At 60.4% G+C, this 22077-nt stretch carries 24 protein-coding genes; 13 read left to right on the top strand and 11 right to left on the bottom strand.

What is annotated here, in order from left to right; all coding sequences use genetic code 11:
* Positions 1-42 precede the first annotated feature (42 nt).
* Both E0F99_RS09975 and E0F99_RS09970 read right to left on the bottom strand, forming a co-directional pair.
* Positions 43-1131 carry an endonuclease/exonuclease/phosphatase family protein gene (locus E0F99_RS09975; protein WP_083356638.1) on the bottom strand — a complete coding sequence of 363 codons (1089 nt, stop codon included), beginning with the start codon at positions 1129-1131 and terminating at the stop codon, positions 43-45.
* A gap of 39 nt (positions 1132-1170) precedes the next feature.
* Positions 1171-1830, bottom strand: coding sequence for a YciC family protein (locus E0F99_RS09970; protein ID WP_083356639.1), 660 nt, complete (start codon positions 1828-1830; stop codon positions 1171-1173).
* 180 nt (positions 1831-2010) lie between these two features.
* Here E0F99_RS09970 and E0F99_RS09965 point away from each other — a divergent pair, with 180 nt between their 5' ends.
* The 3 genes from E0F99_RS09965 (at position 2011) to E0F99_RS09955 (ending at position 4026) form a co-directional block, all read left to right on the top strand.
* Complete coding sequence (locus E0F99_RS09965) at positions 2011-2778, top strand: DUF2076 domain-containing protein (RefSeq protein ID WP_083356640.1); 768 nt, start codon at positions 2011-2013, stop codon at positions 2776-2778.
* Positions 2779-2895: 117 nt separating this feature from the next.
* Entirely contained in the window at positions 2896-3372 is a 477-nt protein-coding gene (locus E0F99_RS09960; RefSeq protein WP_083356641.1) for a LabA-like NYN domain-containing protein, read from the top strand.
* Positions 3373-3414: 42 nt separating this feature from the next.
* Positions 3415-4026, top strand: coding sequence for a 3'-5' exonuclease (locus E0F99_RS09955; RefSeq protein ID WP_083356642.1), 612 nt, complete (start codon positions 3415-3417; stop codon positions 4024-4026).
* A 141-nt stretch (positions 4027-4167) separates the two neighbouring features.
* Here the strand turns inward: E0F99_RS09955 and E0F99_RS09950 are convergent, their stop codons facing one another.
* Entirely contained in the window at positions 4168-4476 is a 309-nt protein-coding gene (locus tag E0F99_RS09950; protein ID WP_083356643.1) for a DUF3077 domain-containing protein, read from the bottom strand.
* A 334-nt stretch (positions 4477-4810) separates the two neighbouring features.
* Between E0F99_RS09950 and E0F99_RS09945 the strand changes: the two genes are divergently transcribed.
* A complete protein-coding gene (locus tag E0F99_RS09945) occupies positions 4811-5377 on the top strand; it encodes a hypothetical protein (protein ID WP_083356644.1) in 567 nt (188 codons plus the stop codon).
* The gene (locus tag E0F99_RS09940; RefSeq protein ID WP_064454251.1) at positions 5367-5630 is read left to right on the top strand and encodes an acyl carrier protein; all 264 of its coding nucleotides are present in this window, start codon (positions 5367-5369) and stop codon (positions 5628-5630) included. Before E0F99_RS09945 ends, E0F99_RS09940 begins: the two co-directional genes overlap by 11 nt.
* A 120-nt stretch (positions 5631-5750) precedes the next feature.
* Here the strand turns inward: E0F99_RS09940 and E0F99_RS09935 are convergent, their stop codons facing one another.
* Positions 5751-6212, bottom strand: coding sequence for an Lrp/AsnC family transcriptional regulator (locus E0F99_RS09935; RefSeq protein ID WP_083356645.1), 462 nt, complete (start codon positions 6210-6212; stop codon positions 5751-5753).
* A 160-nt stretch (positions 6213-6372) separates the two neighbouring features.
* Between E0F99_RS09935 and yedA the strand changes: the two genes are divergently transcribed.
* Positions 6373-7275, top strand: coding sequence for a drug/metabolite exporter YedA (gene yedA, locus E0F99_RS09930; protein ID WP_083356646.1), 903 nt, complete (start codon positions 6373-6375; stop codon positions 7273-7275).
* 48 nt (positions 7276-7323) lie between these two features.
* Positions 7324-8661, top strand: a complete 1338-nt coding sequence (rhlE1, locus tag E0F99_RS09925; protein ID WP_083356647.1) for an RNA helicase RhlE1 — start codon at positions 7324-7326, stop codon at positions 8659-8661.
* 116 nt (positions 8662-8777) lie between these two features.
* Here rhlE1 and E0F99_RS09920 read toward each other — a convergent pair whose 3' ends face one another.
* Positions 8778-10004: a TIGR03862 family flavoprotein gene (locus tag E0F99_RS09920; protein ID WP_083356648.1), complete on the bottom strand. Its 1227-nt coding sequence runs from the start codon at positions 10002-10004 to the stop codon at positions 8778-8780.
* A 170-nt stretch (positions 10005-10174) separates the two neighbouring features.
* Positions 10175-11095, bottom strand: coding sequence for a histone deacetylase family protein (locus E0F99_RS09915; protein ID WP_083356649.1), 921 nt, complete (start codon positions 11093-11095; stop codon positions 10175-10177).
* A gap of 75 nt (positions 11096-11170) precedes the next feature.
* Between E0F99_RS09915 and E0F99_RS09910 the strand changes: the two genes are divergently transcribed.
* Genes E0F99_RS09910 through E0F99_RS09900 form a run of 3 tightly spaced genes read left to right on the top strand, consistent with a single transcriptional unit; the run spans position 11171 to position 13235 of the window.
* The gene (locus E0F99_RS09910; RefSeq protein WP_083356650.1) at positions 11171-11740 is read left to right on the top strand and encodes a GNAT family N-acetyltransferase; all 570 of its coding nucleotides are present in this window, start codon (positions 11171-11173) and stop codon (positions 11738-11740) included.
* A gap of 41 nt (positions 11741-11781) precedes the next feature.
* Entirely contained in the window at positions 11782-12651 is an 870-nt protein-coding gene (tesB, locus tag E0F99_RS09905; RefSeq protein ID WP_083356651.1) for an acyl-CoA thioesterase II, read from the top strand.
* Complete coding sequence (locus E0F99_RS09900) at positions 12648-13235, top strand: HAD family hydrolase (RefSeq protein WP_083356652.1); 588 nt, start codon at positions 12648-12650, stop codon at positions 13233-13235. Before tesB ends, E0F99_RS09900 begins: the two co-directional genes overlap by 4 nt.
* Positions 13236-13370: 135 nt before the next feature.
* Here the strand turns inward: E0F99_RS09900 and E0F99_RS09895 are convergent, their stop codons facing one another.
* The 3 genes from E0F99_RS09895 to E0F99_RS09885 all read right to left on the bottom strand — a co-directional run bounded on the left by E0F99_RS09895 (position 13371) and on the right by E0F99_RS09885 (position 15817).
* Positions 13371-14357 carry an alpha/beta hydrolase gene (locus E0F99_RS09895; RefSeq protein WP_130908756.1) on the bottom strand — a complete coding sequence of 329 codons (987 nt, stop codon included), beginning with the start codon at positions 14355-14357 and terminating at the stop codon, positions 13371-13373.
* Entirely contained in the window at positions 14358-15230 is an 873-nt protein-coding gene (gene ypfJ, locus E0F99_RS09890) for a KPN_02809 family neutral zinc metallopeptidase (protein WP_083356654.1), read from the bottom strand.
* A gap of 170 nt (positions 15231-15400) precedes the next feature.
* Positions 15401-15817, bottom strand: a complete 417-nt coding sequence (locus E0F99_RS09885; RefSeq protein ID WP_083356655.1) for a membrane lipoprotein lipid attachment site-containing protein — start codon at positions 15815-15817, stop codon at positions 15401-15403.
* 199 nt (positions 15818-16016) lie between these two features.
* Here E0F99_RS09885 and E0F99_RS09880 point away from each other — a divergent pair, with 199 nt between their 5' ends.
* Positions 16017-16895, top strand: a complete 879-nt coding sequence (locus tag E0F99_RS09880; protein ID WP_083356656.1) for a DMT family transporter — start codon at positions 16017-16019, stop codon at positions 16893-16895.
* Between the two features lies 1 nt (position 16896).
* On the opposite strand, the gene E0F99_RS09875 is transcribed toward E0F99_RS09880, so the two are convergent.
* On the bottom strand, positions 16897-18231 hold the full coding sequence (locus tag E0F99_RS09875; RefSeq protein WP_083356657.1) for an MFS transporter: 1335 nt from the start codon (positions 18229-18231) through the stop codon (positions 16897-16899).
* Between the two features lie 232 nt (positions 18232-18463).
* Here E0F99_RS09875 and quiC point away from each other — a divergent pair, with 232 nt between their 5' ends.
* Both quiC and E0F99_RS09865 read left to right on the top strand, forming a co-directional pair.
* A complete protein-coding gene (quiC, locus tag E0F99_RS09870) occupies positions 18464-20365 on the top strand; it encodes a 3-dehydroshikimate dehydratase QuiC (protein ID WP_130908755.1) in 1902 nt (633 codons plus the stop codon).
* Between the two features lie 80 nt (positions 20366-20445).
* A complete protein-coding gene (locus E0F99_RS09865; RefSeq protein ID WP_083356659.1) occupies positions 20446-21111 on the top strand; it encodes a TetR/AcrR family transcriptional regulator in 666 nt (221 codons plus the stop codon).
* A 115-nt stretch (positions 21112-21226) separates the two neighbouring features.
* Here E0F99_RS09865 and E0F99_RS09860 read toward each other — a convergent pair whose 3' ends face one another.
* Positions 21227-22075, bottom strand: a complete 849-nt coding sequence (locus tag E0F99_RS09860; RefSeq protein WP_083356660.1) for a shikimate dehydrogenase — start codon at positions 22073-22075, stop codon at positions 21227-21229.
* Positions 22076-22077: the final 2 nt, after the last annotated feature.

The raw sequence follows: 22077 nt of genomic DNA, 5'->3' as shown, positions 1-22077 counted from the left end.
GTGGGAGCGGGCTTGCGCCCACATTGGGTCCCATGATGTTGCTTACTGAGCGGCCGGCAGCAGGAACCGCGCAATCACCGGTAAATGGTTGGAGATGCGCAACGTATCCGCCTGCCGCACCTTGGCCTCCACCCGCTTGATCCGTGGGCTATAGAACAGGTAATCCAACGTACGATCCGGGCCATCTACACTCGGATCATTCGGAAAATTCGTCAGCCATTTCTCACGATCAATCCCACTGGATTCGCTGTTACTCGGAATCATTGGGTATTTGTCCCACAGAAGATGCAGCTCACTGTCCGGTGAATACTGGCCGCGCTTACTCGCGTCCAGGCGTAGAAATTGCCCCAGTGGCAGCAGGTTGAAATCCCCACCGATCAGCCATGGCGTGCCACGACCTTCGAACTTGTCCAGCAGCTTCACCGTGGCTTTAGCCTGTTCCTGCACTGCCGACCGCCCAGGCACGTCGCCATCCAGGCGGGTATTGAGCACCGCCAGTTGGCCGCCATCGCTCAAGGGCAAGTAGGTCAGCAACAAGGCCGGTTTGGGTTGGAACTGGCGGCTGATGAAGTTGGCCGGGGACGCAGGCAGTTGCAGGCGTTCGGCGTGTTCGATCTGGTAACGGCTCAGTGTCACCAGCTTGCGGCCGACGCTGCCGAAGATATGCAGGTTGGGCACAAAATCGGCTTTCCAGTCGAAGGCCTGGGCGCTGCACGGGTAGAGGTCGACCAAGCGTTCCTGAAGCAAGGCCACCTGGTCCTGGTAGTGGGACGATTTGGCGCCTTCGTCGAGTTCCTGCAACAGCAGGATGTCGGGTTGTTCGTCGCGAATCACGCGGGCCACTTCGTCCAGGCTTGAGGCCATGTCTTCCACGGTCGGGCGGTCGTCCGGGCCGCTGCCGTCGGCGGTGTCGTACCAGAATACGTAATTCTTGCCGGCCAGGTATTGCACGTTCCAGGTCATGACCTTGAGCGCCTGCCCCGGTAGCAGCGTCGGCGCACGTGGCGCGACGCAGCTCACGGGCAGGGTTTCTTTGTCGACGGGGCGCCAGGTCAGGCTATAGATCAGGGCCGTGAGCAGGGCCGCGATGATCAACAGGCTAAACAGGGTGATGCGCAATAAACGTGTCATCGGCTCGGCTTATAGCGTTTCAGAAGTGGCAGGAGCATATCACCGCGCGTCGGCATCGCCACCGATCAGCATGAATAAACGAAACAGCACCACGCTGGTAAACAGTTGCAGGAAGCTGTGGGCGCTGTCGATCAGTACGCCCAGCAGCGGCGCAGGATCAGGATAGGCCGCCACGCTGGCGCCTTTGAGCAGCCACAGCGGCGTCATCACGCACAGCAGGCACACCAGGATTCGCCAGAAATGCCCACGGGTCAGGCGAAAGCTTTCTTTCATTGCCTCCAGCGCCGGCATGCCGCGCAGCACCAACAGGTATTCGGCAAACGCCAGCACCACCATCAGCCACAGGCCCGGCAGGAAATACAGCGACAGGCCCAGCAGGATCAGCAACGTGCTGAGTGCCGTCAGCAGGGCGTAACGTGGCCATAGCGCCAAGGCCATGGCCCACACATCCTTGGTGCGTGGCGACTCGCCACGGGTGCGCGCATCCAGAAACAGGATCAAGGCGCCGGTGTACAGCGGGTACACCAACAACCCCACGATGACGCTGTAACCGGGGAAGGCATCCGGGCCCAGCGTGTGGTCGAGCACTTGCTGCAGCAGGGCTTCGAGGATCACCAACGGCAGGCACAGCTGGACGATGGCACCCAGGTTACGTTGGGTGAAACGGAAAGAGTCGCGCAATACGTCTAACGGATTCATCTGGTTCGTCACAGGCCTAAAAGCAAGGCCCACACTTTAACCGATCATGACTCGCCGTAAGCAAACGTAAACCTTGCGTAAAGACCATTGAAACGTCTGGTAACAGCCCCATAACTAGTGCGTAGCTCGCTTGAGTACAGGCGGGCCCATGATTTTTACCGGCAATCTAACGAGGTCGCCATGAACAGCGAAGAGCAAACCCTGATCGATGGACTGTTTTCACGGTTGCAACAAGCCGAAACGGACTCAGCCCCCCGCGACGCCCTGGCCGAAGCGCGGATCAAGGAGCACATGACTCGCCAACCGGCCGCCGGGTACTACATGACCCAGTCGATCCTGGTGCAAGAGCACGCGATCAAGAGTCTCGACGCGCAGAACAAGCAACAGGCGCAGCAGATCCAGCAGTTGCAGGACGAGTTGCAACAAGCCAAATCCCAGGCGGCGCAGCCTGCGCAGAGCAGCGGTGGTTTCCTGTCGAGCATCTTTGGTGGCGGCGGTTCTCGCGATTCGCAGCCAGCGCAAAGCGCCCCGCCTTCATCGGGTGGCTGGCGTGAACCGGCACGGCCTCAGTTTGGCCAGCCTGCGCCGCAGCAAAATTACGCCGCGCCGCAGCAGAACTATCAGCAACCGCAGCCAGCGCCAGCCGCCCCGATCGGCAGTGGCTTCCTCGGTGGCGCGCTGAAAACCGCCGCCGGCGTGGCCGGTGGCGTGATGCTGGCCGAAGGCATCAGCAGCTTGTTCAACCACAACTCGCAACAGCCGCAAGTGGTGGAAGAAATCATTCGCGAAGCACCGGCGCCTGCCAGTGACAACAGCAACTGGGGCAACGACGACCAGCAGTTTGCCGGCAATGACAACTGGGGCAGTGACAACGCCTCCGACAGCTTCGCTGACAACGACTATGCCGACGATTCCTCCTCTTTTGGCGACGACGACTCCTTCGTCTGATCCGCACTCAACCGGGGCGCTTCGTCGCCCCGGGCTGATTTTTCGCTGAAACTTTCCTATGGCTGGCATACTGGCGCCTTTCCGGGCGCTGGCGCCTGGCTGTCATGAGGAAGTGCGGTGAAGAAAATTGCGGTGTTCGCCGATGTACAAAACCTCTACTACACCGTGCGTCAGGCCTACGGCTGCCACTTCAACTATGCGGCCCTGTGGGCTGACATCAGTTCGCGCGGCCAGATCGTTGAGGCCTATGCCTATGCCATCGACCGTGGCGACAGCAAGCAGCAGCAATTCCAGCAGATCCTGCGCAACCTGGGCTTTACGGTAAAACTCAAACCCTACATCCAGCGCGCCGACGGCTCGGCCAAGGGCGACTGGGACGTAGGCATCACCCTCGACATCATGGACGCCGCCGACCACGTCGACGAAGTGGTGCTGGCCTCCGGCGACGGTGATTTCGACATGCTGCTCGACCGCATCATCCAAAAGCATGGCGTCGAAGCCGTGGCCTACGGCGTGCCGGGGCTGACGGCCAACTCGCTGATACGCGCCGCCAGCCGCTACGTGCCGATCGAAGGCGCGCTGCTGCTCAAATAAGCGCGGCGGCTCAATAAATTGTTAGACGGAGTTGGAACAGGTTTGGAACGTATAGCGGTCATCGACTTTGAAACCACCGGCATCACCCCGAGCAGCCACTGCCGGGCCACGGAAATCGCGGTGGTTATCCTTGAGCGCGGCCAAATCGTGGACCGCTACCAGAGCCTGATGAATGCCGGCGTGCGTGTGCCGGGCTTTATCGAACAACTCACCGGCATCAGCAACGCCATGTTGCGCAGCGCGCCTCCGGCCGAGCGGGTGATGAACGAAGTCAACGAGTTCGTCGGCACCACGCCACTGCTGGCGCACAATGCTGCGTTCGACCAGAAGTTCTGGGACTTCGAACTGGGCCTGATCCGCCGCACCCGCCTGCAAAAATTCGCCTGTTCCCTGCTGCTGGCCCGTCGCCTGATGCCGGCGGCGCCGAACCACAAACTCGGCACCCTCAACAGCTACGCCCAACTGCCCCACACCGGCAAGGCTCACCGGGCGATGGCGGATGCGGAGATGGCGGCCAACCTCACGGCGCACCTGGCCGAGCAGTTGCGCGGTACGCATGGGGTGCGCGAACTGTCCCACGACCTGCTGTGCACCTTGCAGAAAGTGCCGGCGGCGAAGATCAATGAACATCTGAAGAAGCACCGCGGGTTCTAAGCCAGTCACAATTCCAAGAACACCGAAATTCCAAATGTGGGAGCGGGCTTGCTCGCGAATGCAGTGTGTCAGTCGCCGGATAAATTGACTGACCCACCGCCTTCGCGAGCAAGCCCGCTCCCACATTGGGTTAGGCGCTGTTCATCGAGGCTGCACACACTCCAACGCCCGATCCACCACCTCCTTCGCCATCCCCACCAAATGCATCACCGCCCGCTGCTGCGCGCTGATCGTATCTCTCGAAACATGCACCGTCTCCACCGCACAATGCAGCAAGTCGGCGGCATGGGCGAGGGCGTCTTCGAAGCTCAGGTTGTCATTTAGAACAAAGTTGGGCGCGTCCGGGGCGGAGGCTTTGAGGTAGTAGTCGATGGCTCGGCGGTTGAGCAGGGCGTCTTCGCTGAGGAAGTTTGTCTGGGTATCAGTTGAAGCGGAGGTTGCTTTGACCATGTTGAATCTCCGGGACTTTTGACGCTCTCCTTCCGCCAATTTCGGCTTGCACTTCCGGTCACCGAAGGGCCGATGACGTGGTGAAGACTAGCGGCCGAATTCAGCCGGAACAAGGCGTGAAATGGCGCTCGGAAACCTCCCGCAAATAAAAGGGATCAGTCTTGCTGGCCACTAAAACATCAGCTGTTTGTGGGGCCTTTTACGCTCTTTCTGAATAGTCAGTAGGGGAGTCCCTATTGCACTGTCGGACCTTTCTGATTTTTCCCTCCGCCCCTCCATCGCCCTTTGCTGCGACCTAACATCCCGCCTGTCATTTACGTAAAGGAACTACGTCATGCAGGAAAGCGATCTACACACCGCAATCATGCAAAGCCAATTTGAACTCGCGCAAAATGGCATCGATTTCGGCTCAACTTCCAGCATGGCGTTTCATTTGGGAAACACAATGACAAGCTGCCCGGCAGTCATGCTTTTACCTCATTCGCCAGGTTGGACTCATGGCGCCAGTTACACGTTACTCAGGCCCATTCAGGCGGACTCCACTGTGCCTGACACCACTGTTGACAACCTCTGGAAATGTACACAGCAACACTACGGTTTGACGGCGGCAACGGCTCTTACTGGCGCGGCGGGCATACCGATCAGCAAAATCGCCGTGGGAACTTGGGTCCACGTTGGCTCCAGTAAAACGACGAACCTGGCCAGCCTCATTGGAATGCGCTTTTTCCCTCGTACACTGATCAGGCAACCAACAATGGCTAGGATGGCAAAAGCAACGTTTGGCACCGTCCGGGTATTTGGCATTATTGGGCGGGGCATTCCCTTCGTTGCTGTGGGGTTAGCCGTTTTTGACTTAATCAGTATTGGTAAGTGTGCCTATGAGGCGAGAAGTGGAAGGTAGCCCTACCAGAGCCGAGATCACAGAAAAAGTGATCCAACTGTTCGTCGATATCATTGGTTTTATTGACCGAAGCCAAGTGACGGAAAATACGGATTTCATCCATGACTTCAAGATCATCGATGACGATTTGACCTGCTTCGTCATGCAGATCAAGTGGCAATTCAACCTGCAGGCGACTCAGGAGGATTGGGATCACATCACGAGCATCAAGCAGATTGTCGACTTGATCGTTCAGCGCTCAATTTTGCAGTGAGGCCGCTGACGCTATCGCAGGCAAGCCAGCTCCCACATTTGACCGAGCTCGCCAGGGCTGGATGCAATCTACTGTGGGAGCGGGCTTGTCGGGTCGCCGCATCGCCGCGATGGCGGTGTATCAGCCGCCATTTTTGCCATTGGCCTCCAACTGCCCCAACGGCACCCGCCGCTCTATCGCGCTGGACAAAATAATCGAGGTCTTGCTGAACCCGAACTTCGCCACTCGATTGATCAGGTTCTCCAACTCCGGCATCGAGCCCACTGCCGCCTGCATGATCACGCACGGGTCGCCTGTCACCCGGTGGCACTCGGTCAGCTCGGGAATTTCAGCCAGGGCGTCGTACACCTTCTGGCTGCCATGGTTGGTCAGCCGCAGTTCGATGACGCACTGGATCGGCAAGCCGATTTTGGACAGGTCTACCTTGGCCTGATACCCGGTGATCACGCCGCTGGCTTCCAGCTTGGCCACGCGTTCAGCCACTGCGGGGGCGGAGAGGTTTACGGTGCGGGCCAGTTGCGCGTAGGAAGCGCGGCCGTCTTCGAGCAGGGCGCTGAGGAGCATGCGGTCGTATTTGTCCATGATAAGGCTCCAGTAACGCATGGCTTTCGAATGCACGGGTTATAGCCTTCATAACCATGTTTTGAAAAGTGTATGGGCGCTTTAAACAGGTTTTGTAACTTAAGTTTATCGGGCTGCCTTTCTAGAATAAGCCTCCAATTTCCTGCCACAGAGCTACCCAATGCCTGGCCCACGTCGCTTTCCCTTGCCGTTGATCGCCGCTTTTTTTGCGCTGTATGTGATCTGGGGTTCTACCTACCTGGTGATTCGAATCGGTGTTGAGTACTGGCCGCCGCTGATGCTCGGTGGCATTCGATTCCTGGTGGCGGGGGTGGCGATGTATGGCTTTTTGCGCTGGCGCGGCGCACCTGCGCCGACGTGGGTGCAGTGGAAGGCCGCCGCCAAGATCGGCGTTTTGCTGCTGACCTTTGGTAATGGCGCGGTGACGGTGGCCGAGCACACGGGGGTGGCCTCCGGTGTGGCCGCGCTGGCGGTGGCGACGGTGCCGTTGTTCACCTTGCTGTGCGGGTATTTCTGGGGCGCGCGCAATACCCGCTTGGAATGGGCCGGGGTGGTACTGGGGATAATCGGTATCGCCATGCTCAACATGGGCTCCAACCTGCAATCGAGCCCGACCGGTGCGATGCTGTTGCTGTTTGCTGCGGCCTCCTGGGCCTTCGGTTCGGTATGGAGCCGGCATTTGCCGTTGCCGCCGGGCGCCATGGCCAGCGCGGCCGAGATGATTATTGCCGGTGTCTTGTTGCTGGTGGGCAGTGCGCTGACCGGTGAGCGACTGCATTCCATCCCGCCGATTGAGGGCTGGCTGGCGTTGGCGTATCTGGCCGTGTTCGGCTCGATCATCGCCTTCAATGCTTATATGTATTTGCTCAAGCATGTGCGCCCGGCGGCAGCGACCAGCTATGCCTATGTGAACCCGGCAGTCGCGGTGTTATTGGGCATTGTGTTCGTCGGCGAGACCATCGGTATGGAAGAAGCCTTGGCGATGCTGGTGATCATCAGCGCGGTGCTATTGATCAGCCTGCCTCAGTGGCGCAAGCCCAAGCCCAAGCCGGAAATAAGGTAAACTGCGGCGCATTACGCCTATGCGCTGAATTTTTCCTACGGTAAACACATGACTTTCGCCACCCTTGGCCTGATCGAACCCTTGCTGCGCGCCCTTGAGACGCTTGGCTACCAGACCCCGACGCCGGTGCAGGCGCAAGCCATTCCGGCGGTTCTGGCCGGTCGCGACCTGATGGCCGCGGCCCAGACCGGCACCGGCAAGACCGCAGGTTTCGCCCTGCCGCTCCTGCAATTGCTGACGATGGAAGGGCCGAAAGTCGCCGCCAACTCGGCGCGGGCGCTGATCCTGTGCCCGACCCGCGAGCTGGCCGAGCAGGTTCACGCCAGCGTCGCCGAATACGCCCAACACCTGCCGCTGACCACTTACGCCGTATACGGCGGCGTGAGCATCAACCCGCAGATGATGAAGCTGCGCAAGGGCGTCGACATTCTGGTGGCCACGCCTGGCCGCCTGATCGACCTGTTCCGCCAGAACGCGCTGAAACTCAACCAGCTGCAAACCCTGGTGCTGGACGAAGCCGACCGCATGCTCGACCTGGGCTTCTCGGAAGAACTGGCGAACATCTACCGCATGCTGCCGAAAAAGCGCCAGACGTTGCTGTTCTCCGCGACCTTCTCCGATGAAATTCGCCTGCTGGCCGGGCAGATGCTCAATGACCCGCTGACCGTCGAAGTCAGCCCGCGCAACGTCGCCGCCAGCACTGTGAAGCAGTGGGTGGTGCCGGTGGACAAGAAGCGCAAGCCGGAGCTGTTTGTGCACCTGATGCGCAAAGGCCGCTGGAAGCAGGTGCTGGTGTTCGCCAAGACCCGTAACGGCGTGGATGCGCTGGTGGATAAGTTGCAAGGCCTGGGCATCAATGCCGACGGCATCCACGGCGACAAACCCCAAGCCACCCGCCAGCGCGCACTGGACCGTTTCAAATCCAGCGACGTGCAGATTCTGGTGGCCACCGACGTGGCGGCCCGCGGCCTGGACATCGAAGACTTGCCGCTGGTGGTCAACTTTGACCTGCCAATCGTGGCTGAGGATTACATCCACCGTATCGGCCGTACCGGTCGCGCGGGCAATACCGGTGAGGCGATTTCGCTGGTGTGCGCCGATGAGGTGAACATGCTGTCGGCCATCGAGATGCTCACGCGTCAGACCCTGACCCGCAAGATGGAGCCGGACTTTGAGCCGGAGCATCGTGTGCCGGATACCGATGCCAGTGGGCAGGTGGTGAAGAAGCCGAAGAAACCGAAGAAGCCTAAGGCATCGGGCGGTGGCGGCGGCAAGCGCAATTTGGGTAAGTGGGTGGACAGTGGGGATGCAGCGGCGGCTGAGCCGTCGATTAAGCCGGTGCGCAAGGTGCCGGTTTTCAACACTGGCCCGCGTAAGAAAAAATAAGATTTGAGGCGTTATTGAGGGCCTCTTCGCGAGCAAGCCCGTTCCCACATTTGAAATGCATTCCAAGTGTGGGAGCGGGCTTGCTCGCGAAGGCGGCTTTGAGTTCGCCACAGACCTCAGTGCTTAAGCCACTCCAACATCCCTCGCCCAGCCGCTCGCCCGCTGGCAAAGCTTCCTGTCAGTAGGTAGCCGCCGGTCGGCGCTTCCCAATCCAGCATCTCCCCGGCACAAAACACGCCGGGCAGTTGCTTGAGCATTAACCGATCATCCAGCGCCTCGAACGGCACGCCACCGGCCGTGCTGATGGCTTCATCCATCGGCCGGGTTTTTATCAAGGTCAGCGGCAATGCTTTGATATCCACCGCCAACTGCGCCGGATCATTGAAGTGCTCAGCGGGCGCCAGTTCACGCAACAGCGCCGCCTTGACCCCATCCAAGCCCAACTGACTGTGCAAGTGCTTGCTCATTGAGCGTGAGCCACGCGGCTTGGCCAATGCCGCCTGGACTTTATCCAGCGGCTTGCTCGGCAGCAGGTCGATATGCACCGTGGCTGAGCCGTCACGATTGATCGCTTCGCGAACCGGCGCCGACAGTGCGTAGATCAAACTGCCCTCGATACCGGTGGCGGTGACCACGCATTCCCCCAGCCGAGGTTTGTCATCCGCCAGGCCAATAGCGACGTTTTTCAACGGCGCCCCGGCGAATTTGCTCACCATCAATTCGCTCCAAGCCGACACTTCGAAGCCGCAATTGCTCGGTTGCAATGGCGCGTAGGGCACGCCTTTGTCTTCCAGCAATTTGAGCCAGGCGCCATCGGAACCCAGGCGCGACCAGCTGCCACCGCCCAAGGCCAGTAGCACGGCGTCGCTGTGGACAGTTTTCTCACCGTCCGGGCTGTGGATAAGTAGACCGCCGTCGGCAGCCCAGCCTACCCAGCGATGGCGGGTGTGGATAACCACGCCTTGATCGCGCAGGCGCTTGAGCCACGCGCGCAGCAGTGGGGCGGCTTTCATGTCGGTAGGAAAGACGCGGCCGGAAGTGCCGACAAAGGTTTGAATGCCCAGGCCGTGAATCCATTCGCACAATGCCTCGGACCCAAACGCGCGTAGCAACGGCGCCATCTGCGGCGCGCGTTCGGCGTAGCGCGACAGAAAGGCCGGGTACGCTTCGGAGTGGGTAATGTTCATGCCGCCTACGCCCGCCAGCAGGAATTTGCGCCCCACCGAGGGCATGCCGTCATACAGGTCCACCCGCACGCCCGCTTGGCTCAAGACTTCAGCGGCCATCAGCCCGGCAGGGCCGCCGCCGATAATAGTGACGTGTTGAGAGGGGGTCTGAGGCATGGGCAAGACTGCGGTCGCTGAATAGGCCGGGTATTCTACCCGACGCCAGCGTGGCTGCCTGATCAAAAAATGTACACTTTCCTGCAGGCCATGCGGCTACTCGCTTTCAGGCGCTTACGCTCAAGTTATCCACAGGCCGCTCCACAGGCATTGTGGGTAACGCGCACAGTTCAATGACAGCCTGATGACGTCCACACCCGTTGTGCACTGTGGTGCAGGATGCCGTGGCGGCGGGCCAGGGCAGGGCGGTCCTTGCTGTAGCCGCCGCCGATTACGCCCATCACTGGAATATCGCGGCCCAGGCAATGGCGCATTACGGCTTCATCACGGGCGGCGACGCCTGCGTCTGTCAGCTTGAGGTAACCGAGGGCGTCATCTTTATGCACATCAACGCCGGCGTCGTACAGCACCAGGTCGGGCTGGTAGAGCGGCAGCAGGTAGTTGAGCGCATCGTCCACGACGTTAAGGTAATCAGCATCGCCCATGCCCATGGGCAGCGGGATGTCCCAGTCGCTTTGGGCTTTGCGCGCGGGGAAGTTCTTTTCGCAGTGCAGCGACACGGTGATGGCGTCCGGCGTGTCGTGGAGAATGCGCGCGGTGCCATCGCCCTGGTGCACGTCGCAGTCGAAGATCAGCACGCGGTTGACCCGCCCGCTGGCCAGCAGGTAATGGCTGATCACCGCCAGGTCATTGAAGATGCAAAAGCCCGCTGGGTAATCGTAGTGGGCGTGGTGGGTGCCGCCGGCCAAGTGACAGGCTAAGCCGTGTTCCAGCGCCTGTTCGGCGGCCAGTATCGAGCCGCCGACCGCGCGCACAGTGCGCCGGGCCAGGGCCTCGTTCCAAGGCAGGCCGAGACGCCGCTGGTCTTCACGGGACAACGCGCCGCTCATGTAGCGTTCGATATACCCAGGTTCATGCGCCAGGGCCAGAACCTCTGCCGGGCAGAGCTCGGGGCGCAGCAATTGGCTGTCCTCGGTCAGGCCGCTGTCCACCAAGTGGTCGCGCAACAGGCGAAACTTGTCCATCGGGAACCGGTGGTCCGCCGGGAACTCGGGGCTGTAGTCATCGTGGTAGATCAAGGGCAAGGGCATGGGATTTTCTGACGGGAACCTGCGAAGGATCTTAACAGCGCTGTACACTCACGCACATGGCAAGGGAGGGGACCCATGGAGCCGATACTGGAATTGGAAAGCGCGCGCTTGCTGATGCGCCAATGGCGCGACAGCGACTTGCCGGAATTTGCGCGCATGTGTGCCGACCCGCAGGTGATGCGTTATTTCCCAGCCAAGCTGAATCATTTGGAAAGCGCCGCCCTGATCGGCCGGATTCGCGGGCATTTCGCCGAATACGGCTTTGGCCTATGGGCCTTGCAGCGTAAGGACACTGGCGAATTTATTGGCCTGACCGGGCTGATGAATGTCAGCTTTGAAGCAGACTTTACCCCGGCGGTAGAAATCGGCTGGCGCCTGGCCCGCGAGCATTGGGGCCTGGGTTACGCCAGTGAAGCGGCCTGGACCGCGCTGCGCTGTGGTTTTGACCGACTGCAATTGAATGAAATCCTCGCCTTCACCACTGAAACCAATCTGCCGTCACAAAAAGTCATGCAGGCCATCGGTATGCATTACGATCCGCAGGCAGATTTTGAACACCCCAAGGTCGCAGCCGATGACCCGCTGCGCCATCATGTTTTGTACCGCATCACCCGCGCCCAATGGTTGGACACGCTGCACGGATAAGCAGCCCGGAATGCCCTATCGATTGTTGTAGGAGTTGCTCTATGAGCCAAGTATTGGAAGATCTAGTGGACTTGCTGACCCTGGAGCCGATCGAGGAAAACCTCTTTCGCGGCCGCAGCCAGGACCTGGGCTTTCGCCAACTGTTCGGCGGCCAGGTGCTTGGCCAGTCGCTGTCGGCTGCCAGCCAGACCGTAGAAGCCGCGCGGCACGTGCATTCCCTGCATGGTTACTTCCTGCGCCCCGGCGATGCGTCGTTGCCGGTGGTGTATTCGGTGGACCGCGTGCGCGATGGCGGCAGTTTCAGCACGCGTCGCGTCACCGCGATCCAGAAGGGCAACCCGATCTTCACCTGCACCACCTCGTTCCAGTACGACGAACAAGGCTTTGAGCACCAGACCACCATGCCCGTGGTGGTCGGCCCGGAGAACCTGCCGTCGGAGCTGGAGCTGACCCAGCAGCGTGCACATCTGATCCCTGAGCACATGCGCGAAAAACTGCTGTGCCCCAAGCCGATCGAAGTGCGCCCAGTCACTGAGAAAGACCCGTACAACCCACAGCCGTCCGACCCGGTGAAGTACGTGTGGTTTCGTGCCGACGGCGCCCTGGCCGACTCACCGGCGCTGCATAAATACCTGCTGGCCTACGCCTCGGACTTCGGCTTGTTGACCACCTCGCTGCTGCCCCACGGCAAGACTGTGTGGCAGAAAGACATGCAGGTCGCCAGCCTCGACCACGCGCTGTGGTTCCACGCCGACCTGCGCGCCGATGACTGGTTGCTGTACGCCATGGACAGCCCGTGGGCCGGTAACTCGCGCGGTTTCTCACGCGGCAGCGTGTACAACCGCGCCGGGCAACTGGTGGCCTCGGTGACTCAGGAAGGCTTGATTCGCCATCGCAAGGATTGGGCGTGAGCCTGTCGGACGTTAAGCATTGGGTGTTTGACATGGACGGCACCCTCACGGTGGCCGTGCATGATTTTGCGGCAATTCGCGTGGCGTTGGAGATTCCGCCTGAGGAAGACATTCTCACGCACCTGGCGGCATTGCCGGCGCAGGTAGCGGTCGCCAAGCATGCGTGGCTGCTCGAGCATGAGCGCGAGTTGGCGCTGGGTTCGGTTGCCGCTGTGGGGGCGGTGGAGCTGGTTCGCGAGCTGGCTGGGCGCGGTTATCGCCTGGGTATCCTGACCCGCAATGCGCGGGAGTTAGCGCATATCACCCTTGAAGCGATTGGCCTGGCGGACTGCTTTGCTGTCGAGGATGTGCTGGGGCGTGACGATGCGCCGCCTAAGCCTGATCCGGGTGGCCTGTTGAAACTGGCGGCGGCTTGGGACGTATCACCCAGTGAGATGGTGATGGTCGGGGATTACCGCTTTGACCTGGATTGCGGCCGGGCGGCAGGGGCCAAGACGGTGTTGGTTAACTTGCCGCAGAACCCGTGGCCGGCGTTGGCGGATTGGCATGCCCAGGATTGCGCGGCGCTGCGCCAGATGATTTAAACCAAACACCACAAAACCAATGTGGGAGCGGGCTTGCTCGCGAATGCGGTGGATCAGTCACTGATGAGTCGACTGAAACTGCGCATTCGCGAGCAAGCCCGCTCCCACATTTTGATCCGGTTTCGTCAGCTACTTTTACTTCGGGAACAACACGTTCTCGCCCTCAGACGAAGTAAACATCCCATCCCCGTCATGCCCAACCCCCGGCACTTCCACCAGCGTGTGGGTCAGTTGCGGATGGCGCGCCTTGAGGTAGTCAAAAGAGTTATGCCCACGAATCAACCGGTACGCGCCTTGGGTTTCGGCTTCGCAGCTTTTATCCAGCGCCGGGTGGTTAGGGTCGGTGTCCTGCTGGCCGAGCAGGTAGGTGATGTCGCGTGACACGTAAGCCTGTTCAAGCTGCTGGGCACTCTGGCCTTTGGCGTAGTCCGGCAGGTTTTGCATGCCGTACTTCCAGTCGTTGAAGCCTGGGCAACTGGCCGCGTCGAATTTCACCGGGCGCTGTGGGCTGAAGTAGGCGTAGGACGATGGATTGGCCACCACGTAACGCAGGCTGATGCCTTCGGTTTGCAGCATCGGGTGATCGTGGCCGGTGAGGGCGAAACGCTGCACCACTTGGCCACCGCCGGAGTGGCCGGCGACTGCGATTTGTTTCAACGCCGGGAACAGGTTGCGGTTGCCTAGGTGCTTGATAATCTGGTCCAGCGCACCGTAGGAACTGAGCTGGCCAGGGCCGACGGACGGCTCGCCGGCCATCCAGTCGTTGCCATTCCAGCGCAGCACCTGGTTGCCCAGGTGGTTGCGCTTTATGTCTGACTCATTGAGAAACTGCGGCGCGATCACCAGGGTATTGGCGGCAACCCCGGCGTGTTCGGCTGCATCTTCGCCGCTTTGCAGGTAGGTCTGTGCGTTGCGCAGACGACCATGCACGATGATCAGCGCGCGGGTGACGTTGGGCAGTGGCTGGTTCCAGTCCTGGCTCAAGCCCAGGCTGAGGTCGCCAGCGTCCAGGTGAAAACGATTGGGGCTGACCACCTTGACGCCATGCTCTTTCTCGGCGGCCCAGGTGGAGGAGGAACAGGCAATCATCACGCCGAGCAGCAATCCCAATCGTTTATTCATCTAAAGACTCTTCGCTGTAAAGGTGTCGCATTGAGTGATCTGGCCCTGGGCGAAGCCGGTCTTGAACCAGCGAACCCGCTGTGCCGAGGTGCCGTGGGTAAACGAGTCCGGCACTACGCGGCCCTGACCCTGTTGCTGCAAACGGTCATCACCGATGGCGTTGGCGGCATTCAGTGCTTCTTCAATATCGCCGGGCTCCAGCCAGTTCAGGCGTTTTTGCGCACGGTTGGCCCACACCCCGGCGAAGCAGTCGGCTTGCAGTTCTTGGCGCACCAGCAGGCCGCCGTCGCCTTGCATTTGGCGGCCTTGCTGGCGCGCGGCTTGAATCTTGGCCGAGATGCCCAGCAACGTTTGCACGTGGTGCCCGACTTCGTGGGCGATCACGTAGGCCTGGGCGAAATCGCCAGCGGCCTGGAAGCGTTGCGACATTTCCCGGAAGAAATCCAGGTCCAGGTACACCTGCTGGTCAGCCGGGCAGTAAAACGGGCCGCTGGCCGAGGTGGCGCCACCGCAGGCGGAATTCACCCGGCCACGGAACAAAATCAGTTTCGGGTTCTTATAGGCCAACCCGTTTTCCTTGAACACCTGGCCCCAGGTGTCTTCGGTATCACCCAGTACCGCGCGTACAAAATCGGCCTGCTCATCGTTGGCCGGTGGGGCCTGGCGCGATTGCGTGCTTACCGAGGGCGCTTGCTCGACCTGGCCGGTCAACTGGCCGAGGATCTGCAGTGGGTCCTGGCCGGTCAGCCAGCCGATTCCGACGATCAGCACGATGGCCGTGAGGCTCAGGCCCTTGCCGCCACCACCACCGCCGCCACTGTCATCGCGGGCATCTACCACGTTGTCGCTGCGTCGGCCTTTTTTCCATAGCATGGGGCAATCCTCTCGTTGATCCTGTGCTCACTTTTCTAAGAGCAGTGTTGTTGGTGCGTTTGAATGGCGCCAGCCCGGCTGTCCGACAAGAGACGAGAGTCGCCTAGTATCGCTGCTGTCAGGCCGTGCAGGCAGGGGCGCCAGATGAACGTTGTGTCAGCAACGCCGAGTCAGTCGCGGCAGTAACCTTCGCCGGTGTCGACGATCAGGCAATCCTTTTTATCCGCCAGCCATTTCAGGCCGGTGGCTTCACCGTCGCCGGCGCTCAACTGCTGCGGGCCGTCCGGGCGGGTAAAGGCGATGCCGTCTTCGTTGGCTTCACCTTTGAAGGTGCCGGAGTCGTCGGCGTCGAGGCCGTATTGCATGGTTAAAAGGTAATGGCCACGGCCGATGCTGTCGTCCTTGGCGATCGTCAGGTTCAGGCCTTCGACGCCGATCCACTTGCCGACCCATTTGTCGGTGGGCGGGGTGGCCGGTACCAGGGTGGCTTGTACCGAGGCCGGAGCGGGTTTGGGCGCTTCCTTGGGCTCTTGGTTACAAGCGGTGAGCAGGGCGAGGGCAGAAAGCACAAAGAGTGTTTTTTTCATAGCAGCAAGGCCTTGGTTAAAAAGTGTACAACGCACGGGGGAGCGTGCAGCGTTGGACTCAAATCCCGTGATTTAGTGCGCTGTTCGCACGGTGTTTGGTTATGCTCTTGGGGCAGACGCAAGCCCGGCTGCTAGATTACCGGGTTGAGTGCTATTGCGTTCAGTGCTCTGGGTTCAACCCGCCATGCAAGAGAATTCAATGACTGTCAGCACACCCCTTTCCGGCGTCAACCATCCCTTAAAAGGCATTCTGCTGATTGTGGTGGCGACGTTCCTTTTTTCCAGCCACGACGCCTTGTCCAAATACCTGGCCGGGTTCTATCCGATTGTGATGGTGGTGTGGGCGCGTTACCTGGTGCACACCTTGTTGATGGCTGGCATTTTCTTGCCGCAATCAGGCTTGCGTGTGCTGCGCAGCAAGCGGCCGGGCATGCAGGTGGTGCGGGCGTTGTGCTTGTTGGGCACCAGCCTGTTTTTTACCGCGGCGCTGCATTTCATCCCGTTGGCGGAAGCTACGGCGGTGAACTTCTTGGCGCCGATCCTGGTGACGGCGCTGTCGGTGCCCTTGCTCGGTGAACACGTGACGCGCGGCCAATGGCTGGCGGTGATCTGCGGGTTTGTCGGGGTGCTCATCATCATCCACCCCGGCGGTGAGCTGTTCACGCCTGCGGTGCTGCTGCCGCTGTGTTCGGCGCTGTTCTTCTGCTTCTACCAACTGCTCACGCGCATCCTCAGCCAATACGATACGCCGACCACCAGCAACTTTTTCGCCGGGCTGTGCAATACCTTGGTGATGAGTGCAATGGTGCCGTTCTTCTGGCAGCTGCCCTCGCTGTGGCATGGCGTGATGATGCTGGCGCTGGGCACGTGCGGGATGACCGCCCACTTGATGTTGACCCAGGCCTTCCGCTTCGCGGCGCCGGCCTTGCTGGCGCCGTTCGGCTATTGCCAGATCGTGTTTGCGGGGTTGTTGGGCTGGCTGGTGTTCAACCATACCCCCGACTTGACCACGGTGGTCGGCATCGGGGTGATCTGCATGAGCGGGTTGGCCGCTGCCTGGCAGCAGCGGCGGCGTTGAATCACTCGTCGACGGTAGGAATCTTGCGCGGCGCCATGAAGTACATCCAGGTCAGCGCAATGAAGTACATCGCCGGGATCAGGGTGAACAGCACGGTGTAGTTGTTGTTCGTGACCGTGAGGATATGGCCGACGATCTGGGTCATGAACATGCCGCCGATGGCCGCGCACATACCGCCGAAACCGAACACCGTGCTCATCATGTGCTTGGGCGTGTAGTCCATCACCAGGCTCCAGATGTTGGCGGTCCAGGCCTGGTGCGCGCCAATGGCCAGGGAGATGGCGAACACTGCGACCCACAGCTGGCTGGAGCCGGCGGCCATGATTACGCCGATGATGCAGCAGGCGAACAGCAGCATCGACAACAGCCGTGCCTTGATCGGATTCATCCCACGGCCGATCAGGAACGACGACAGAATCCCCCCACCCACGCTGCCGAAGTCGGCTGTCAGGTAAATGATGATCAGCGGGATGCCCATCTGAGTCACGTTGATGCCCAGGTTGTATTGCTGGTTCAGAAACGGCGGCAGCCAGTACAGGTAGAACCAGAACACCGGCGCGGTCATTGCGTAAGCGAGGGCGAAGGCCCAGGTGCCGCGCATGCGCAGGATGCGGCTGAAGGGCACGCTCGGTTGCTCCGGTTCGACTTCCTGTTGCACGTAGTCCAATTCGGATTGTTTGACCGTCGGATGCTCTTCCGGGTTGTAGTACTTCAAACCCCAAAACACCAGCCAGATCAGGCCCAGCGAGGCCATGCACAGGAACGCCGCTTGCCAGCCCCACACGTGGAGGATCAACGGCAGCAGCATCGGCGTCATCATCGCGCCCACGTTGGTACCGGCGTTGAAGATACCGGTGGCCACCGCGCGCTCACCGGCCGGGAACCACAACCGCGTGGTCTTGACGCAGGCGGGGTAGTTGGCGGCTTCGGTGAGCCCGAGGATAAAGCGGCACACCATAAAGCCTACGGCCGACGTGGCCAGGCCGTGGGCGCCGGTGGCCAGGCTCCATAACAGCACTGCGCAGAAGAACACGCGCTTCACGCCGACGCGGTCGATCAAGCGACCTTGCAGCACAAAGCCGATGGCATAGCCGACCTGAAACCAAAAGTTGATGTTGGCGTAGTCCATCGCCGTCCAGCTCATCTCCTTGGCCAGGATCGGTTGCATCACGCCCAGGGCGGCGCGATCAATGTAGTTCAGGGTGGTGGCGAAGAACACCAGGGCCAGCATGCCCCAGCGCGTTTTGCCCACGGCCATGGCGCCGCGGATTTTGTCGCCGATGCCGCTGTGTGGATTGCTGTGGCGCACGGCCACGGCGGGAGTTTGCGAAGGCATGAGGTCGTACCCGTTTTTTGAAATTTTTATGGTGTGTTCTGGGTCATTTTTTCTATGAGGCTGCGTAGTCGATGGTGCGCAGTGGCTAAAAACTCGTCAATTCACCGAGTGCCATTTTGTTCGATAATCGCCCATAAAACTAACTGGTTCGTACATTTCAATTGCTGCAAACAGTTTAGCGGCGAATAATTTGCCGTAAATAAGACGAGCCTCATATGCCGGGAGTCGCCCCATGCAACGCTCCATTGCCACTGTTTCCTTGAGTGGAACCCTGCCGGAAAAACTCGAAGCCATCGCCGCCGCCGGGTTTGATGGTGTAGAAATCTTCGAAAACGATCTGCTGTATTACGACGGTAGCCCACGGGAAGTCAGGCAGATGTGCGCCGACCTCGGCATCGCCATCACCCTGTTCCAGCCGTTTCGCGACTTTGAAGGCTGCCGCCGCGACCGCCTGGCGCGCAACCTCGAGCGTGCCGAGCGCAAGTTCGACTTGATGCAGGAGCTGGGTACCGACCTGGTGCTGGTGTGCAGCAATGCCTCGACCGACTGCGTCGGCGATGAGCGCATTTTACTCGATGATCTCAGCTTGCTGGCCGAACACGCCGGCCGCCGTGGCCTGCGCATCGGCTATGAAGCGTTGGCCTGGGGCAGGCATGTGAACACCTGGCGGCAGGTGTGGAGCCTGGTGCGCCAGATCGACCACCCGAGCCTGGGCGGGTTGCTCGACAGCTTCCACACGCTGTCGCTCAAGGGCGACCCGAGTGGAATCGCACAGATTCCCGGCGACAAAATTTTCTTCGTGCAAATGGCTGATGCGCCGATCCTGGCCATGGATGTGCTGGAGTGGAGCCGGCATTTCCGCTGCTTCCCAGGGCAGGGCGAATTCGACTTGGCGGGGTTCCTGGCGCCGATCGTCCAGAGTGGTTACACCGGGCCGTTGTCCCTGGAAATTTTCAATGATGGCTTTCGCGCGGCACCGACGCGGGCGAATGCGGCAGATGGCTTGCGTTCGCTGTTGTACTTGGAAGAAAAAACCCGCGAGCGTCTCAAGCAGTCAGCACCGGCCCAGCCCGTCGGTATCTTGTTTGATACGCCCGCCGCCAGCGAATACGACGGCATCGAATTTCTCGAGTTTGCCGTGGATGAAAACCTTGGCGCCAAGCTCACGCAATGGCTGGAGCGCCTGGGGTTCGTCAAGGCTGGCCAGCACCGTTCCAAGAGCGTGAGCCTGTTGCGCCAGGGCGATATCAACTTGATCCTCAACTGCGAACCCTATTCCTTTGCCCACAACTTCTTCGAAGCCCACGGGCCGTCGTTGTGCGCCACGGCCATCCGGGTCAAGGACAGCGCCAAGGCGTTGCAGCGTGCAGTTGCCTACAAAGGTCAGCCTTATCGTGGCCTGGTCGGGCCGAATGAACTGGAACTGGCCGCCGTGCGTGCGCCAGACGGCAGCCTGATTTACCTGGTGGACCAAAGCGAAGGCGGGCTATACGACACCGACTTCAACCTGCAAGCGGCTGCCGCATCAAGTGGCGGGCTGTTGCGCATCGACCATATGGCCATGGCGCTGCCAGCCGACAGCCTCGACAGCTGGGTGCTGTTCTACAAGAGCCTGTTGGATTTCGAAGCCGATGACGAAGTGGTGCTGCCCGACCCTTACGGTCTGGTCAAAAGTCGTGCGCTGCGCAGCCGTTGTAGCTCGATCCGCCTGCCGCTGAATATTTCCGAGAATCGCAACACCGCCATTTCCCACGCGCTGTCGAGCTATCGTGGCTCGGGCGTGCACCACATTGCCTTCGACTGCGCGGATATTTTCGCCGAGGTCAGCCGGGCCAAAGCGGCGGGCGTGCCGTTGCTGGATATCCCGCTCAATTACTACGACGACCTGGCGGCGCGTTTTGATTTCGATGACGAGTTCCTCAGCGAGCTGGCGTACTACAACGTGCTGTACGACCGTGACGCTCAAGGCGGTGAGTTGTTTCACGTGTATACCGAGCCATTCGAGGGGCGGTTTTTCTTCGAGATTATCCAACGTAAAAACGGCTATGCCGGGTATGGCGCAGCCAACGTGGCGGTGCGCCTGGCGGCGATGGCCAAGTCGCGCAGCGGTGCAGCACGGCAGGCGCGTTTATAACGGCCGGCCAGGTGCTTCCTTCGGGGAGCGCCTCGGCCCATAATCGCGGCCTGCACAACAAAAATGGCCGTGAGCGCACCATGACCCTGACCCCCGACCTCTCCGCTGTGTCAGACGCACCGCGCAAGAGTCGTAAGAACAACCCAGAAAAGACCCGCGAAAACATCCTCCAGGAAGCCATCGTCGAGTTTGTTCAGCAGGGGCTGTCTGGCGCTCGCGTGGATGCCATCGCCGAGCGCATCCACACCTCCAAACGCATGATCTACTACTACTTCGGCAGCAAGGAGCAGTTGTACGTCGAGGTGCTGGAGAAACTCTACGGCGACATTCGCAACACCGAAACCCGCATGAACCTCACCGCCCTGGAGCCGCGCGAAGCGATTCGTCGGCTAGTGGAGTTCACCTTTGATCACCACGATCAGAACGTGGATTTCGTGCGCATCGTCAGCATCGAAAACATCAACAACGCCGAGTATGTGAAGCGCTCGGACTCGATCAAGGCGATGAACAGCAATATTCTCGAAGGGCTGGGTGCCACGTTGCGGCGCGGCGCTGAGATGGGGGTGTTTCGCCAAGGGTTGAACCCGCTGGACGTGCACCTGCTGATCAACTCATTCAGTTTTTACCGGGTGTCCAACCGCCATACGTTCAGTGAGATCTTTCAGATCGAGCTGTCGGATGAGGCGGTTAAACAGCGGCATCGGGAGATGATTTGTGAGTCGGTGATGCGTTACCTGCAGGCCTAATCCTGTGGGAGCTGGCTTGCCCGTGATAACGCTGTGTCAGTCAGATCAATACTGACTGCTCAACCGCTATCGCAAGCAAGCCAGCTCCCACATTTCTTGGATCGGTTTTCTAGAGTTAAGTATTCATGCTCTGGAAGTGCGCCAGCATTCTTTGCGCATCCGGCGCCTGCCCACTGAACAACTCAAACGCCTTCACCGCTTGAAATACCGCCATATTGCCGCCATCCAACGTGCGGCAACCCAAAGCGCGAGCGTTGCGCAGCAGCTCGGTTTCCAGCGGGAAATACACGATCTCCGCGACCCATAACTGCGCCCGCAACAAGGCCGGCGGCACCGGTGTGCCGGGCAACTTGGACATGCCCATCGGCGTGGTGTTGACCAGCCCATCCGCCTCGGCCATGGCGTTTTCCAGGTGGCTGCCGACCTGGGCGCGACCGGCGCCGAAACGTTGGGCGAGGTTGTCCACAAGGTCACGGGCGCGGGCCACGTCCACGTCAAAAATGCTCAAGTGTTCCACGCCCTCCGCCAGCAGCGCGTGGGCCACTGCCGCGCCCGCGCCGCCGGCGCCCATCTGCACGACACGTTGGCGGGCGACGTCATTCAAATTGCGCCGAAAGCCTTCGGCGAAGCCCAGGCAATCGGTGTTGTGGCCGATGCGTTTGCCGCCCTTGAACACCACGGTGTTGACCGCGCCAATGCCTTGGGCTTCGTCGGACAACTCATCGAGCAACGCCAGGATGGCCTGCTTGCACGGGTAGGTAATGTTCAACCCGGTGAACTGCATCATCTCGGCGGCGTCCAGCAGCTCGGGCAGGGCGTTGATGTTCAGTTGCAGCGGTTCCAGATCGATCAGGCGATACAAATAACGCAGGCCTTGAGCGTCACCTTCCTGCTCATGCAGGGCGGGAGTGCGGGAGGCTTGGATACCCGAGCCGATCAGGCCGGCGAGGATGCGCGGTTTCATCG

It is taken from the genome of Pseudomonas antarctica (assembly GCF_900624995.1).
Taxonomy (GTDB): Bacteria; Pseudomonadota; Gammaproteobacteria; order Pseudomonadales; family Pseudomonadaceae; genus Aquipseudomonas; species Aquipseudomonas antarctica.
This window is presented reverse-complemented; position numbering and strand designations above follow the sequence as displayed.